16 protein-coding genes and 2 tRNA genes are annotated in these 15,241 nt (G+C 36.1%); 6 read left to right on the top strand and 12 right to left on the bottom strand.

Annotated elements, in window-relative coordinates; all coding sequences use genetic code 11:
• Nucleotides 1–28 precede the first annotated feature (28 nt).
• Complete coding sequence (locus tag ACFX5E_RS02105; protein WP_379853514.1) at nt 29–487, bottom strand: DUF1573 domain-containing protein; 459 nt, start codon at nt 485–487, stop codon at nt 29–31.
• Nucleotides 488–688: 201 nt separating this feature from the next.
• Between ACFX5E_RS02105 and mutS the strand changes: the two genes are divergently transcribed.
• From mutS to ACFX5E_RS02125, 4 genes are all read left to right on the top strand, one after another.
• Nucleotides 689–3,256: a DNA mismatch repair protein MutS gene (mutS, locus tag ACFX5E_RS02110; RefSeq protein ID WP_379853662.1), complete on the top strand. Its 2,568-nt coding sequence runs from the start codon at nt 689–691 to the stop codon at nt 3,254–3,256.
• Between the two features lie 148 nt (nt 3,257–3,404).
• Nucleotides 3,405–3,480: transfer RNA gene (locus ACFX5E_RS02115), tRNA-Gly, on the top strand.
• A gap of 11 nt (nt 3,481–3,491) precedes the next feature.
• Nucleotides 3,492–3,577 (top strand) — tRNA-Leu (locus ACFX5E_RS02120).
• A 132-nt stretch (nt 3,578–3,709) separates the two neighbouring features.
• Complete coding sequence (locus tag ACFX5E_RS02125) at nt 3,710–4,057, top strand: YegP family protein (protein WP_379853515.1); 348 nt, start codon at nt 3,710–3,712, stop codon at nt 4,055–4,057.
• 164 nt (nt 4,058–4,221) lie between these two features.
• On the opposite strand, the gene ACFX5E_RS02130 is transcribed toward ACFX5E_RS02125, so the two are convergent.
• Together ACFX5E_RS02130 and ACFX5E_RS02135 are read right to left on the bottom strand one after the other, a co-directional pair.
• Nucleotides 4,222–4,467 carry a hypothetical protein gene (locus ACFX5E_RS02130; protein ID WP_379853516.1) on the bottom strand — a complete coding sequence of 82 codons (246 nt, stop codon included), beginning with the start codon at nt 4,465–4,467 and terminating at the stop codon, nt 4,222–4,224.
• 290 nt (nt 4,468–4,757) lie between these two features.
• Nucleotides 4,758–6,002: a 3-deoxy-D-manno-octulosonic acid transferase gene (locus ACFX5E_RS02135; protein WP_379853517.1), complete on the bottom strand. Its 1,245-nt coding sequence runs from the start codon at nt 6,000–6,002 to the stop codon at nt 4,758–4,760.
• 177 nt (nt 6,003–6,179) lie between these two features.
• On the opposite strand from ACFX5E_RS02135, the gene ACFX5E_RS02140 reads away from it, so the two are divergent.
• Nucleotides 6,180–7,310, top strand: coding sequence for a DegT/DnrJ/EryC1/StrS family aminotransferase (locus ACFX5E_RS02140; protein WP_379853518.1), 1,131 nt, complete (start codon nt 6,180–6,182; stop codon nt 7,308–7,310).
• A gap of 6 nt (nt 7,311–7,316) precedes the next feature.
• On the top strand, nt 7,317–8,330 hold the full coding sequence (gene galE, locus ACFX5E_RS02145) for a UDP-glucose 4-epimerase GalE (protein ID WP_379853519.1): 1,014 nt from the start codon (nt 7,317–7,319) through the stop codon (nt 8,328–8,330).
• An 88-nt stretch (nt 8,331–8,418) separates the two neighbouring features.
• On the opposite strand, the gene ACFX5E_RS02150 is transcribed toward galE, so the two are convergent.
• The 9 genes from ACFX5E_RS02150 to ACFX5E_RS02190 form a co-directional block, all read right to left on the bottom strand.
• Complete coding sequence (locus tag ACFX5E_RS02150) at nt 8,419–8,670, bottom strand: hypothetical protein (RefSeq protein ID WP_379853520.1); 252 nt, start codon at nt 8,668–8,670, stop codon at nt 8,419–8,421.
• 118 nt (nt 8,671–8,788) lie between these two features.
• Entirely contained in the window at nt 8,789–9,661 is an 873-nt protein-coding gene (gene fabD / locus ACFX5E_RS02155; protein ID WP_379853521.1) for an ACP S-malonyltransferase, read from the bottom strand.
• 240 nt (nt 9,662–9,901) lie between these two features.
• Complete coding sequence (locus tag ACFX5E_RS02160) at nt 9,902–10,126, bottom strand: (4Fe-4S)-binding protein (protein WP_379853522.1); 225 nt, start codon at nt 10,124–10,126, stop codon at nt 9,902–9,904.
• A 2-nt stretch (nt 10,127–10,128) separates the two neighbouring features.
• Nucleotides 10,129–10,536 carry an OsmC family protein gene (locus ACFX5E_RS02165; RefSeq protein ID WP_379853523.1) on the bottom strand — a complete coding sequence of 136 codons (408 nt, stop codon included), beginning with the start codon at nt 10,534–10,536 and terminating at the stop codon, nt 10,129–10,131.
• Nucleotides 10,537–10,869: 333 nt separating this feature from the next.
• Entirely contained in the window at nt 10,870–11,586 is a 717-nt protein-coding gene (locus ACFX5E_RS02170; RefSeq protein ID WP_379853524.1) for a pirin family protein, read from the bottom strand.
• Nucleotides 11,587–11,901: 315 nt separating this feature from the next.
• On the bottom strand, nt 11,902–12,270 hold the full coding sequence (locus ACFX5E_RS02175; RefSeq protein ID WP_379853525.1) for a Crp/Fnr family transcriptional regulator: 369 nt from the start codon (nt 12,268–12,270) through the stop codon (nt 11,902–11,904).
• 11 nt (nt 12,271–12,281) lie between these two features.
• Entirely contained in the window at nt 12,282–12,608 is a 327-nt protein-coding gene (locus tag ACFX5E_RS02180) for a DUF6370 family protein (protein WP_379853526.1), read from the bottom strand.
• Nucleotides 12,609–12,611: 3 nt separating this feature from the next.
• Nucleotides 12,612–13,772, bottom strand: a complete 1,161-nt coding sequence (gene purT / locus ACFX5E_RS02185; RefSeq protein ID WP_379853527.1) for a formate-dependent phosphoribosylglycinamide formyltransferase — start codon at nt 13,770–13,772, stop codon at nt 12,612–12,614.
• A gap of 241 nt (nt 13,773–14,013) precedes the next feature.
• Nucleotides 14,014–15,216 carry a pyridoxal phosphate-dependent aminotransferase gene (locus ACFX5E_RS02190; protein ID WP_379853528.1) on the bottom strand — a complete coding sequence of 401 codons (1,203 nt, stop codon included), beginning with the start codon at nt 15,214–15,216 and terminating at the stop codon, nt 14,014–14,016.
• Between the last annotated feature and the right edge of the window lie 25 nt (nt 15,217–15,241).

Below are 15,241 nucleotides of genomic sequence, written 5' to 3' on the forward strand. Positions count from 1 at the left end.
AAGCTTTTTAATGTAATTAAATTAGGAATTAGCTTTTTGATGTACTTTCTGCTAAAACTGTTCCTTTTATTGTAAGTGTTTTTGTTGCTTGTCCAGCTGCGTTTGAGGTTACAGTCACTGTTTTTGTGAAAGGACCTACTCTGTCAGTTGCATATTTTACACCAATAACACCTTTTGCACCAGGCGCAATTGGTTCTTTTGGAGCTGAAGGAACTGTACATCCGCATGAACCTTGCGTATTAGTTATAATTAATGGTTTATTTCCATTATTAGTAAAAACGAATTCACGTTTTCCGTCTGCATTGTGGGCAATGTTCCCATAATCGATAGTTTCATTCACAAAAACAATTCCTGCTCCATCAACTTTTGGAGCTGAAATTTTAGCAGTTGAAGCTTTTATTTTTTTGGTAACTTTCGATGTTTCTTGCGCATTAGAAGCTGTAACTCCTAACACTAATAATAACGCTAGTGTAACTATTTTTTTCATTTTCTTGTTTTTTTAATTAGTGAAACAAATTTAAAGAAAAAATCATGCCATTAGCTTAATTTTTCCTTAAAAATATTTAATTTTTTATAGTCCAGTATAATTCGTTTTAAAATATATAAATTCGCTGATCAATTTTTTTTCATTTATTAAATATAAAATAACTTGACATCTAAAGATAAAACGGTTAAGGAAACGCCATTAATGAAGCAGTATAACGAGATCAAAAGGAAGTATCCTGATGCGTGTTTATTGTTTCGAGTAGGAGATTTTTATGAAACTTTCGGAGAAGATGCAGTGCGCGCGTCTAAGATTCTTGGCATTACCTTGACAAAACGGGGTGCAGGCTCCGAAACGGAAACGGCTTTGGCAGGATTTCCGCATCATTCTATCAATACTTATTTGCCAAAATTAGTAAAAGCAGGACTTAGGGTGGCTATTTGCGATCAACTCGAAGATCCTAAAATGACCAAAACTATTGTAAAGCGAGGAGTTACTGAACTGGTGACGCCCGGTGTTTCAATGAATGATGAGGTTTTGCAATCTAAAACAAATAATTTTTTGGCATCCATATATTTTGCAAATAAATCTATTGGAATTTCATTTCTGGATGTTTCTACAGGGGAGTTTCTTACTGCTCAAGGTAATGCCGAATATATTGATAAGCTTTTGCAGAATTTTAATCCCAGTGAGGTTTTAATTCCAAAAAACAACAAAAATGATTTTAGGGAGATTTTTGGGGAGGACTATCACAGTTTTTATCTGGAAGATTGGATTTACAAAGAGGATTACGCTTTCGAAGTCCTAACCAAGCATTTTCAAACCGTATCGCTGAAAGGTTTTGGAATAGAAGAATTAAAAGAAGGGATTATTGCTTCGGGAGCCATTTTGTATTATTTGTCCGAAACACAACACAATAGAGTACAACACATCACTGCCATTCAGCGTATTGCCGAAGATGCTTATGTTTGGATGGACCGATTTACAATACGCAATCTGGAGTTGTATCATAGTTACAATCCAAATGCGGTTACGCTTCTCGATGTTATTGATAAATCGCTTTCGCCAATGGGAGGTCGTTTGTTAAAGAGATGGTTGGCTCTGCCTTTGAAAGACAGTAATAAAATACGAAGTCGTCATCAAGTGGTTTCTTATTTAAAAGAAAATCAGGACGTTTTAAAAAATATTCAGCATCAAATCAAGCAGATTTCAGATTTAGAACGTTTGATTTCCAAGATTGCTGCCGGAAAAGTGTCGCCTCGCGAGGTAGTGTACTTAAAAGAATCGTTGGATGCTATCATTCCAATAAAGACTTTGGCGTTGCAAAGCCCCCAGGAAGCGGTGAAAGTAATTGGAGATAGTCTGCACAGTTGTGATTTACTCCGTGAAAAAATAAAAATAACGCTAAATCAAGATGCTCCGGTGGCTGTTTCTAAAGGGAATGCTATTGCAAAGGGAATAAATGCAGAATTAGATGATTTACGAGCGATATCAACTTCCGGAAAAGAATTCTTGGAAGGAATTGAAAAAAGAGAATCGCAATTGACGGGAATCTCCTCTTTGAAAATTTCCTTTAATAATGTTTTTGGATATTATATTGAAGTTAGAAATTTACATAAGGATAAAGTTCCTATAGAATGGATTCGAAAACAAACCTTAGTCAATGCAGAACGTTATATTACGGAGGAATTAAAAGAATACGAAACCAAGATACTTGGAGCCGAAGAAAAAATCCATAAAATAGAAGCAGAGTTATTTGAGCAATTAGTGAGTTGGATTGCAACTTACATCAAGCCGGTTCAAATGAATGCGAATTTGGTTGCGCAACTGGATTGTTTGTGTTCGTTTACCCAATTGGCAATCGAAAATAAATACGTTTGTCCGGAATTAGACGAAAGCTATGAATTGGAAATCAAAAACGGAAGGCATCCTGTTATCGAAAAACAATTGCCTGTTGGAATGCCTTATATTGCCAATGATGTTTTCTTAGACAGAGAGGTGCAACAATTAATTATGATTACCGGTCCCAATATGTCTGGTAAGTCGGCTATTTTGCGTCAAACGGCCCTAATTGTGTTATTGGCTCAAATGGGAAGTTTTGTTCCTGCTGATAGCGTAAGAATGGGGATTGTCGATAAAATATTCACCAGAGTAGGAGCGAGTGATAACATTTCGATGGGTGAATCTACTTTTATGGTCGAAATGAATGAAACAGCTTCCATCTTGAATAATATTTCCGACAGGAGTTTGGTGTTATTGGATGAAATTGGGAGGGGAACGAGTACCTACGATGGAATTTCAATCGCTTGGGCAATTGCAGAGTTCTTGCATGAACATCCTTCAAAGCCTAAGACTTTGTTCGCCACGCATTACCATGAGTTGAATGAAATGAGTGAGGCATTGCCCAGAATACAGAATTATAATGTTTCTGTAAAAGAACTAAAAGATACGGTACTTTTTATTCGAAAATTGGTAAAAGGAGGCAGTGCGCATAGTTTTGGAATACATGTTGCAAAAATGGCCGGAATGCCACAGATAGTGATACTAAAGGCTCAAAAACTATTGAAAAAGCTAGAGAAGAATCATTCAAGCGAGGCGTTAAACGGAATTAGATCTGCAAAGGAAGAAATGCAAATGAGTTTCTTTAATTTGGATGATCCTTTATTGGAAGAGATCAAAGAGGAGATTTTAAATTTGGATATAAATACCATAACTCCAATGGAGGCGTTGATGAAACTCAATGAAATTAAAAGAATGTTAACCAGAAAATAATTTCTTTTGTTTTAAAGTTGACGTTATCAGAATGTTAACTTTAATCTTTAAATTTTTTATAAAAAAGGCTTGTGTAATTCAATAAATGTCCTAAATTTGCATCCGCAATACAGAACAAGTATTGCGGTTCTTTTTAAGAATTGAAAATGCGAAAATAGCTCAGTTGGTAGAGCGCGACCTTGCCAAGGTCGAGGTCGCGGGTTCGAGCCCCGTTTTTCGCTCCACACCACATAATGCTCGGATGGTGAAATTGGTAGACACGCTGGACTTAAAATCCAGTGAACAGCAATGTTCGTGCGGGTTCAAGTCCCGCTCTGAGTACTAAACCGCTTCAATTGAAGCGGTTTTTTTTGTTTTTACAATTTTTCTTATAAAAATTAAATCTATCTGTGAACCAGTATCAACTTCTTTTTTTGGGATTTATAATTTGAATTTTTATTATTTTAATAAACTATGGGGGCTTTTGTAATTAGTAAAAGATTTAATGACGAGTATAAATTTGTTTTTACTTCCAGAAAAGGAAAGATCATTTTTACTAGTTTGAGTTATGAACTTAAGTTTGAGTGCGAGGAAGATATTGAAAAGTTAAAAGAAAATGTCGAATCAGCGGATTTTTTAAAGTTTAAATCTTCTAATGGAAAGTATTACTTTAAATTGATGCTAAAGGGAGGTCATCTAGCTACTAGTAGAAAATACACAACTTCTTTGAGACTTCAAAAAGGAATAGATGAAATTGTTAGATATGGATCCGTAGCCGAAATTTTAGATTTTTCGGCAAATGATTTTATTTTTGAAGATTAAGCTTAATTAGGGAGCAATATGTTAATAAAAAAGGAGAGCAATGGTAAATTTACCATTGCTCTCCTTTTTTATCTGTATGGCGCTCTAAAAACGGCAGAACAAATAATTAAAAAAGCCATCTCGCTTGCGCGGATGGCTTTAAAATTTTTAGAATTGAATTCTAATTATTTTTTTGCAGCTTCAGTAGCAGTTGCAGCAGCGTCAGTTGCAGTTTTTGCAGCGTCAGTAGCAACAGCAGCAGCAGAGTCAACAACAACAGCAGCAGAATCAACTACAGCAGCAGCAGAGTCAACAACAACAGCAGCAGAATCAACTACAGCAGAAGCGTCGTCAGCAGAAGCGTCAGCTTTTTTACATGATACAACAGTTAAAACAGCAACAACAGCTAAACTTAAAAATACTTTTTTCATCTTACTTTATTATAAAAGGTTAATTATTAATTCGGGGCAAAGATATAAATTTTTTAATATGTAAAATATTTTTTTATTTTTTTTTTGAAAAATAATATTTTTCGCCAACATTCTCATTTAAAGCAATTATTATGCCAGAGAGTCAATTTTGTGAAATATGACGGGTTAATTCAATGAGAGATACTTTGTGGGGCTTTTTTTATAATCTAATTATAACGAATCCCCTTTCTTAGTCAAAGAACTGACTTATTTAAATTTGATGTTTTTTAAAACAATAACATTTTATAAAATTATAGCAATTCAAAATTTGAGATAGTATTCATAATAATATCAGTGGCACCTTTATTCATTTGTACAAATGTTTCGCAGATATGACCTTTTTCTTGTCTTTCTACTTCAATAAGAATTAAGTTCACTAAAGTGGCTTCTAAGTCCTTTTTATTGGAAATAGAAATACAGCCTTCAAGGTTTACTAAAGCAATCGCCTCTGTAAAATGAGAGTAGTTCGGGCCAATCACAATCGGAACGCCATTGGTGGCCGGTTCAAGTAGATTATGCACGCCGGGATTTCCAAAACCGCCACCGACATAGGCAATGTCAGCATAACTATAAATTTTTGTCAAAATACCAATCGTATCAATTATAAAAACATCGTAATCAGCAAGATTTTTGTCATTTCTTTCGCTGAATAAAACTGTTTTTTTATTAATACTATTTTTTAGTTGTTGAATTTGTTCTGCTTTGATGTTATGCGGTGCAATTATAAATTTGACATTGTATTTATTGGAATTGATAAAATCAACTAACAAACTTTCGTCTTTTGGCCATGAGCTCCCCACAACTATGGTTAATGTGTCGTTTTTGAATTGGGAGATAAAATCCAAAGAATTGTCTTTTTCTAAAATTGCCGCCACTCGGTCAAAACGCGTATCTCCTGAAACTGCGACATTGGCTTTGCCTAATTGCCTTAAAAGTTTTTTAGAATTCTCGTTTTGTACAAAAAAATAAGTAAAAGCATCCAGTGCTTTTCTATAGAATCCACCATACCATTTAAAGAACATTTGGTTTTCTCTAAAAATCCCAGAAATCAGGAAAGTTGGCGTGTTTAACTCCTTTAGTTCACTTAAATAATTTAACCAATATTCGTATTTAATGAAGAAAACGAGTTCAGGATGTACTAATGATAAAAATTCTTTCGCATTTTTCTTGGTATCCAAAGGCAAATAAACGGTGACATCCGCAACCGCATTGTTTTTACGAACCTCATAACCTGAAGGCGAAAAAAAAGTAACTACAATTTTATGCGAAGGGAATTTTTCTTTAATTTTTTCAATCACAGGTAGTCCTTGTTCATATTCTCCTAAAGAAGCAGCATGAAACCAAATCGTTTTGTCTGTAGGCTTTATTTTTTGTTCCAAAACAGGAAAAACTACTTTCCTGCCGTCCACAAAAAGTTTCATTTTTGGACTGAAAACAGCGACTAGTTTTAAGGCTTGTGAAGCGAAAACCACAAATAAATTATAAAGGAAAAGCATCGTTAAAAATTTGTGTGCTAAATTACATCACTTTAAATAATTTTCATTGTAATAAGTCATTAAATAACTATTTTTGTTCTTCGTTTAAAAAAAGTGTTTAGATTGTTTTCCGACTTCAAACCTTAAACTAACGTCATCCTCAGATCAGTTGAAGGATAAATTTTAAAGAAAATCTCAATGAAAAAAATTCAAATGGTTGACTTAAAAAGTCAATACGCTAAAATTAAAGACACTGTAAATACGGCTATTCAAGACGTTTTAGATACTAATACTTATATTAACGGACCTCAAGTTCATCAGTTCCAAAAATCGTTAGAAGACTACTTAGATGTAAAACATGTTATTCCATGTGCAAACGGAACTGATGCGCTGCAAATCGCTATGATGGGGTTGGATTTAAAGCCTGGAGATGAAGTCATTACTGCTGACTTTACCTTTGCCGCAACTGTTGAGGTGATTGCTTTGTTGCAACTTACGCCGGTTTTGGTTGATGTTGATATGCATAATATGAATATTTCTATCGAAGGAATAAAACGCGCCATTACACCCAAAACTAAAGCGATTGTTCCAGTGCATTTATTTGGACGTGCGGCTAATATGGAAGCAATTATGGCTTTGGCTGCAACACACAATTTATATGTCATAGAAGATAATGCACAAGCTATTGGAGCCAATTGCAGGTTTTCTGATGGAACAAAAAAGAAAGCTGGAACGATAGGACATGTAGGATCTACCTCTTTTTTTCCATCTAAAAATTTAGGATGTTATGGTGACGGTGGGGCAATTTTTACAAATGATGATGCATTGGCTCACAAACTTCGCGGGATTGTAAATCACGGAATGTACGAACGCTATCATCATGATGTAGTAGGAGTGAACTCTCGTTTAGATAGTATTCAAGCAGCAGTTTTAAATGCAAAATTGCCTTTATTAGATGAATACAATAAAGCCAGACAAGATGCATCCAGAAAATATTCTGCTGCTTTTGTAGGACACAAAAATATTGTAGCGCCAAGTATATGTGACATTTGTGACTGCCATGTTTTTCATCAATATACATTGAGAATTATTGATGCCGATAGAGATGGATTAATGCAACATTTGCTTGACAAAGGCATTCCTTGTGCCATTTATTACCCAATTCCGTTGCATTCGCAAAAAGCATATTTGGATGTAAGATACAAAGAAGAAGATTTTCCTGTAACCAATCAATTAGTCAAAGAAGTGATTTCTTTACCGATGCATACCGAACTGGATGACGAACAAATTAAATTCATTACGGATAGCGTTTTAGAATTTCTAAAATAATAAATCATGAAAATACTAGTAACAGGAGGTTTAGGTTTTATAGGATCTCATACCGTAGTCGAATTACAAAATGAAGGTTTTGAAGTACTGGTTGTAGATAATCTTTCTAATACTTCTTTAAGTGTACTAGACGGAATTGAGGCTATTACCGGAAAAATTCCCGCATTCGAAAAGCTAGATTTACGTGAAAAAGATAAAGTGCAGGATTTTTTCAAAAGGCATCACGATATTTTTGGGGTAATCCATTTTGCTGCTTCAAAGGCAGTGGGTGAAAGTGTCGAAAATCCTTTATTGTATTATGAAAACAATATCAATACGTTGGTGTATGTTTTACAGGAATTAGAGAAAAAACCAGAAGCCAGTTTTATTTTTAGCTCCTCTTGCACCGTCTATGGTCAAGCCGAAAAAATGCCCATTACTGAAGATGCATCGATTCAAACAGCCATGTCACCTTATGGGAATACCAAACAAATAGGTGAAGAAATCATCACTGATGTTGTCAAGGTATCTAATATCAATGCCATTCTATTGCGCTATTTCAATCCTATTGGAGCACATCCATCGGCTGAAATTGGGGAATTGCCTATTGGCGTACCACAAAATTTAGTGCCTTTTATAACCCAAACCGGCTTTGGTTTGCGAAAAGAGTTATCCGTTTATGGTGATGATTATCCCACGCCTGATGGAACTTGTATACGAGATTATATCCACGTGGTAGATTTGGCGAAAGCCCACGTAATTGCTTTACAAAGACTATTAAATAAAAAGAATGGTGCCAAAGTGGAGACTTTTAATTTAGGGACAGGAACAGGAAGTTCTGTACTGGAAGTTATTCATAAATTCGAAAAAGTAAGCGGTAAAAAATTGCCATACAAAATCGTTTCTCGCAGAGAAGGCGATATTACGTCGGCTTATGCCAATACGTATAAAGCGAATGCTGTCCTTGGCTGGAAGGCTCAATCTACATTAGAACAAGCAATGGAAAGTGCTTGGAAGTGGGAGCAGAAGATTAGAAGTTAGATTTCAGGTTTCAAATTGCGGAAGGTAGCTTCTAGATTTAAAAATAAAAAAAATCCCAAATTATCGAAATAGTTTGGGATTTTTTGAATTACTTCTTAGCAGCTTCTTTTAATTTTTCCGCAGCTTGATCTAGTTTTTCTGCACTTTTTTCAAGAACTTTAGCTGTTTTTGATTGAGTGGAATCAATTGCCGTTTCAACTTTTGTGGAAACAGTATCCATTTTTTGTCCTACTTCATCTCCTACGGCTTGTGAAGCATCTTCAATTTTATCTTTCGTTTTGTCTTGGCAAGAAATCATTGCAACAGCTGTAAAAGCTAATGCTAAAATTGTTTTTTTCATTTTTGTTTTGTTTGAGGATTAATAAATATGACGTTTTATCTTGATGTTTTCCAAATATAAAAAAATCCTCATCAACTTTAGCTTGTGAGGATTATAAATTTAATTAAAAAAACTTTAATTATGCATTCGCCGTCACCGCTTCTCTGTCAATTTTCCCAATCAATCCAGCTAAAACTTTTCCTGGACCAACTTCGGTAAACAAAGTAGCTCCGTCTTTTATCATTTGCTGTACGGATTGTGTCCATTTTACGGGAGCTGTCAATTGTATGATTAGGTTTTTCTTGATCTCATTGGGGTCCGAAACCGCAGTAGCTGTCACGTTTTGATACACCGGGCAAATAGGAGTAGAGAACGTCGTTGCTTCAATAGCTGCTGCTAATTCTTCTCTTGCGGGTTCCATCATTGGAGAGTGAAAAGCACCTCCAACAGGCAATAATAAAGCTCTTTTTGCTCCAGCGGCTTTCATCGCTTCGCAAGCTTTTTCAACTGCGGTTGTTTCTCCTGAAATCACCAATTGTCCCGGGCAGTTATAATTTGCAGCGACTACAACTCCGTCGATCGAAGCGCAAACTTCTTCTACGATGTTGTCTGCTAATCCTAAAACGGCAGCCATAGTCGAAGGTTTTATTTCGCAGGCTTTTTGCATCGCCAAAGCGCGTTGGGAAACCAATCGCAATCCGTCTTCAAAAGACAAAGTGCCATTTGCTACCAATGCTGAAAATTCACCCAAAGAATGTCCCGCCACCATTTCTGGTTGGAAATCTTCCAAAGTTTTTGCTAAAATAACCGAATGTAAGAAAACTGCTGGCTGCGTAACTTTTGTCTCTTTCAATTCCTCAGCCGTACCTTCAAACATGATATCTGTGATGCGGAAACCTAATATTTCGTTCGCTTTTTCGAATAATTCCTTTGCTAATGGGGAGTTTTCATATAAGTCTTTGCCCATTCCGGTGAATTGTGCGCCTTGACCTGGAAATACGTATGCTTTCATTTTTTTAATTTAAAGATTGAAAAATGTAAAGATTGAAAGATTAGTTTCAACCGATGTGCAAAAATAGTATTTTTTTTAGGAGCACCAACTTTTGTTCTTCTTATCAACATTCCTCCTGCTGTACGCTGCAATCTCTGCGAGGATTTTCGCTTCCATCAGGGCTAAAGAGAAACTCTACAATCTCAAGAAACAAGAAAAGCGCCGTTTGTGTACGACGCTTTTCTTCCAAAATGAGATTTGTTATTTGTTCTGGTAATACGATAGGGCTCCCGAAGGACATTTTTTGACCGTATCAATAATTTTCTCCGTCGAAGAACCTTCAATTTTGATCCAAGGTTTTTCTCTGGGTTGAAAGACTTCTGGATTGTTTCGAACACAGTTGCCTGAGTGAATGCATTTACCAGATTGCCATACCACGGTAACTTCACCATTGGTATATTCTTTTTTAATGTCTTTAGGATCCATAATTATAATTTGGTGTTAATGATTATATTTCCTTTCAATATTTTAGAAACGGGGCATTTATTTGCAATTATTAATAATCGTTCTTTTTGTTCTGTAGTAATTTCAGTTGAGAAAGTAATACTTCTGGTGATGGTAGTTGTCAATTCATCCCCAGTTTCTTGTGTGGCATTTAATGTAATATTGATTTCTGGAATCACCCAGCCTTTTCGGTCAATATACATACGTAAGGTCGACAAAGTGCAACCTGCAAGTGAGGCGAGTAGTGTTGAATAGGGATCCGGACCAAGAGCTTTTCCTTCAACACTTTCGGGTTCATCCATAATAAGATGACCGTTTCTCCATGAAATGGTACATAAGTATTTTTGTAATCCAATATGACCGGTGATGTCTTGTTCTAATAAATATGTCATAATTTAATTTTAAATAATTAATTGGTTCAGCGTTGATTATAAGACGTCTCTGAATTTGGGTGTTTTGTCAAAAACACTTTTGGAAAACGGGCATAACGAAAGAATTGTTAAGCCTTTTTTTCTCGAGCAAATTCGACCGCTTTTCTCACCATCTTTTTCCAAAACCCTTTCCTTTATTGCCCGGGTTTACTTAGGTATGATCAATGATGATTTTATTTTAGCCTGCAAATAAAAACGTCATATTGCTTCGATTTTATCCTCAACCTTCACATAAAAGTTTCCTTTTTTATCGTTGTATTCTAATTCAACCATTTCAGTTCTAATTATTTTTTGTTAATGTTGCATTGGGATTTCCATCAATAAGAACTCCGCATCCGAACCGGCTTTAATATCCAAAGATTTGACATCCCAAATCCCACAACCATCTCGGGTTTCCAATTCCTGTCCGTTGATTGTTACATTTCCGGAAAGTATAAAGGCATAAACGCCATTTCCTTCTTTTTTTAAATCATAAGTTGCTGAAATTCCTTTGTCAAATTTACCCAAATGAAACCAAGCATCCTGATGAATCCAAACGCCTGAATCATCAGCATTAGGTGAAAGAATTTGTTGCAATTTGTTTTTTCGGTCTTCAGCGTTTAAAGTGATTTGCTGGTAGCGAGGCTCCACATTTTGTTTGTTCGGATAAACCCAAATCTGTAACAATTTTGTTCTTTGGTCCGCATTGGGATTGAACTCAGAATGTTTTACTCCAGTCCCGGCACTCATGACTTGAATATCGCCGCTTTTAATGGTCTCCGTATTTCCCATGCTGTCTGTGTGTGCTAAATCGCCTTCCAAAGGAATGGTGATAATTTCCATATTATCGTGCGGATGTGTTCCAAAACCCATTCCCGCTGCAATAGTATCGTCATTTAGAACACGAAGAGCGCCAAACTGAACTCTTTCCGGGTTATACCAACTGGCAAAACTAAAACTATGATAGGCATTTAACCAGCCATGATCGGCATGACCACGTGTATTGGCTTTATGTATGATTGTATTTTCCATGATGAAATAAATTTAATAATTATTATGATACAAATTTACAATCATTACTTGAAGAAGGCACTTAATGTAGATTAAGAAATAGTTTTCAGAAGACTGCAAACTGAGACTGACTACTATTTTCTCATCAGTCTCGATTTCATCTTACTAAAGAATTCTGGTGTTACACCAATATAAGAAGCAATTTGTTTTTGGGGAATATGTTGGATCAATGTTGGATATCTTTTGCAAAATTTTTCAAAACGCTCCTCCGCGGATAAACTTAAATTATCCATTAGTCGCTCTTGGTTTGCGACTAAGGAATTTTCGGTTAGAATTCTAAAAAAAGCGTTCCAGTTTTGGAATTTCTGTATAAAGTTGTTCTTGATTTTCTTTTGAAAGCCTAACGATTTCAGCATCTTCTAAAACTTCAATAAAAAGATTGCCCGGTTTTTGCGAAATTAAACTGTACATATCGCCAATCCACCAACCTTCGCAAGCAAAATTTAAAACATGCTCTACAATGCTGTCATTAATATTGAAACTTCTTAAGATTCCGGAGTTCACAAAATTAGAATGTTTGCAAACTTCGCCTGAATTGAGCAAAAGACTTTTGGCTTTAAAATGATGTGTTTCAATTTTAGACAAAAAAAGTTGCTCTTCTTCAGGAGTAAGAGTTACATGCTTGGCAATATTTTGAAGAATCAAAGACAATTTTGTTATTTTTTCTTTTCCTCAGGAAGTAATTTAAATTTAGAAACTACAAAACGGTTGTCTTTTATTTCACCAACAACTTCGGCTTTTCTAACAGCTGCACAAAAGCCGTCGTTCGCATGTGCATCACCATGAGAATCGATGGAGCTTCCATCTACAAAATAACTTTTCCCATCAATACGAACGGCTAACTCACAACCGTGTCCTTCCATTGCAAATTGGCATTGTCCGCAAGCGGCATCTACAATTTGGGTCTTTGGCTTTTCTTTTTTATCCTGTGCATTAACTGAAACTGCTAAAAACACAAATAGTACTGCTAATATATTTTTCATTTTTTAAGAATTTATTTTTACTAAGATAGCTGCTTTTTTGGCACGTTCGACAATTTTCTCGATTGGCGTTTCTAAGGTATCATTAACTAAAGCCACGCCCATTCTTCTGTACGGACGAGAAGTTGGTTTGCCAAAAATCCTGAAATCAGTTTTTGGTAAAGCGGCAATTTTTTCAATGCCCGAATATGTTGGGTTTGTTGAATTTTCTGAAGCTAAAATTACGGCACTAGCTCCCGCTTTTTCAAGAGTAATTTCGAAAATTGGCAGGCTCAAGATAGCACGTAAATGCAATTCGAATTCATTGAAGTTTTGCGTTCCCGCCAAAGTTACCATTCCCGTATCATGCGGTCTTGGTGATAATTCCGAGAAATAAACGCCGTCATCAGCCAAGAAAAATTCGACTCCAAAAAGTCCTGCGCCTCCCAACGCTTCGGTTACTCTTTCGGCCATGTCTTGCGCTTCGTATAGATCCTTGTTGGAAATTCTGGCGGGTTGCCAGCTTTCCTGGTAATCGCCACGTTCTTGTCTATGACCAATTGGCGCGCAAAATAAAGTGGGATTATTATTTTGGACAACGGTTAATAACGTGATTTCGGAATTGAATTTTACAAAAGCTTCTACAATAACTTCCACAACATCTCCACGGGAACCTTCCACGGCATAATTCCATGCTTTTTCGATGTCAGCTTCCGTTTTTATGGTGGATTGCCCTTTTCCTGAGGAACTCATTAATGGTTTTACGACACACGGCATTCCAACAGCTTCAACTCCTTTTTGTAATTCTTCGGCAGTTGTGGCGTATCGGTAATTAGCGGTTTTTAAACCTAATTCTTTCGAAGCTAAATCCCGAATGGCTTTTCTATTCATGGTGAAATTTGCCGCTTTCGCAGAGGGAACTACGGTAATTCCTTGCTTCTCGTAATCGTAGAAACGCTCGGTGCGAATGGCTTCGATTTCGGGTACGATAAAGTCTGGTTTGTGTTTGTCAACTATTCTATCTAAAGCGTCACCATCCAGCATGTTGATGACTTCAAAATCATGGGCGACTTGCATGGCAGGCGCGTTCTCGTAACTGTCAACCGCAATTACGGTTTGCCCGATGCGTTGTGCTGCGATTACAAATTCTTTTCCTAATTCGCCGGAGCCTAGAAGTAGTATTTTCATTTTTTTTGAAGTTTCAAGTTGCTTAATCGTATAAAAACGATTTAAATTGGAAACAAAAATAGTGTTTTTTTGCGTGAGGGATAGAAGTGGAAATCCTTTTTTATCTCGTTTTTTAACGAGGTAAAAAAGATTGTAGCGGATAGCCCGACCCTTGGGTCACGCCCATAAAAAAAATAGTTTAAAGTATAAAGCGCTAAAACTTTAAACCTTAAACTATTTTAAATTTTAAACGAATTTTATATTATGCAGGAACTTCAGTTAATGTTACTGCTTCTTTTATTCTTCTTAATGCTTCTCTCAATAAATCTTCGCTTGTAGCGTAAGAAAAACGGATACAGTCAGGGTTTCCGAATGCATCACCGGTTACCGTTGCTACATTGGCCTCGCCTAAAAGGTACATTGAGAAATCATTTGCATCTTTTATGAAAGTACCTTTCAACGTTTTTCCGAAGAAAGAAGAAACGTCTGGGAATACGTAAAAAGCACCTTCGGGAACGTTGATTTTTACTCCTGGAATTTCTTTCAATAATCCTACTACTAAATCTCTACGGCTATGGAAAGCATCAACCATGTGTTTTAATACACTTGGATCAGCATCTACTGCTGTAATGGTAGCGCGTTGTGCAATACTATTTGCTCCTGAAGTTACTTGACCCTGAATTTTTGTGCAGGCTTTAGCAATGAATTCCGGTGCGCCAATATATCCAATTCTCCATCCTGTCATGGCGAAAGCTTTAGCAACTCCATTTACAGTGATTGTTCTTTCTAACATTCCTGGGATTGATGCGATACTGCAAAAAGTTCCTGAGAAATTGATGTGTTCGTATATTTCATCAGCAACAACGTAAACGTTTGGATATTTCTCCAATACTTTAGCCAATGCCGTTAATTCTTCTCTATTGTAAACTGATCCACTTGGATTACAAGGCGAACTGAACCACATCATTTTAGTCTTTGGTGTGATTGCCGCTTCTAATTGTTCTGGTGTGATTTTGAAATCAGTATCTACAGAAGTGGGAACTACTACAGGAACTCCTCCGGATAATTTCACGATTTCGAAATAAGAAACCCAGTAAGGAGCAGGTAAAATCACTTCATCACCATCATTAAGCATTACTTGTGCAATGTTGTACAAAGATTGTTTTGCTCCGGTTGAAACTACAATTTGGGATGGTTTGTATTCTAAATCGTTGTCTCTTTTGAATTTTCTACAGATTGCTTCTTTTAAATCAGCATATCCTTCCACTGGAGAATAGGTGCTGTAATTTTCGTCAATCGCTTTTTTAGCCGCTTCTTTGATGAAGTCAGGTGTATTGAAATCAGGCTCGCCTAAACTTAAGCTGATAATATCTTTTCCTTGAGCTTTTAATTCTCTGGCCAAAGCAGCCATTGCTAATGTTTGTGATGTAGCTAGGTTGTTAATTCTGTCTGAAAGTGGATTCATTTCTATTAGTGGTTGTAGTTTAATA

The organism is Flavobacterium xylosi (assembly GCF_042787345.1).
Taxonomy (GTDB): Bacteria; Bacteroidota; Bacteroidia; order Flavobacteriales; family Flavobacteriaceae; genus Flavobacterium; species Flavobacterium xylosi.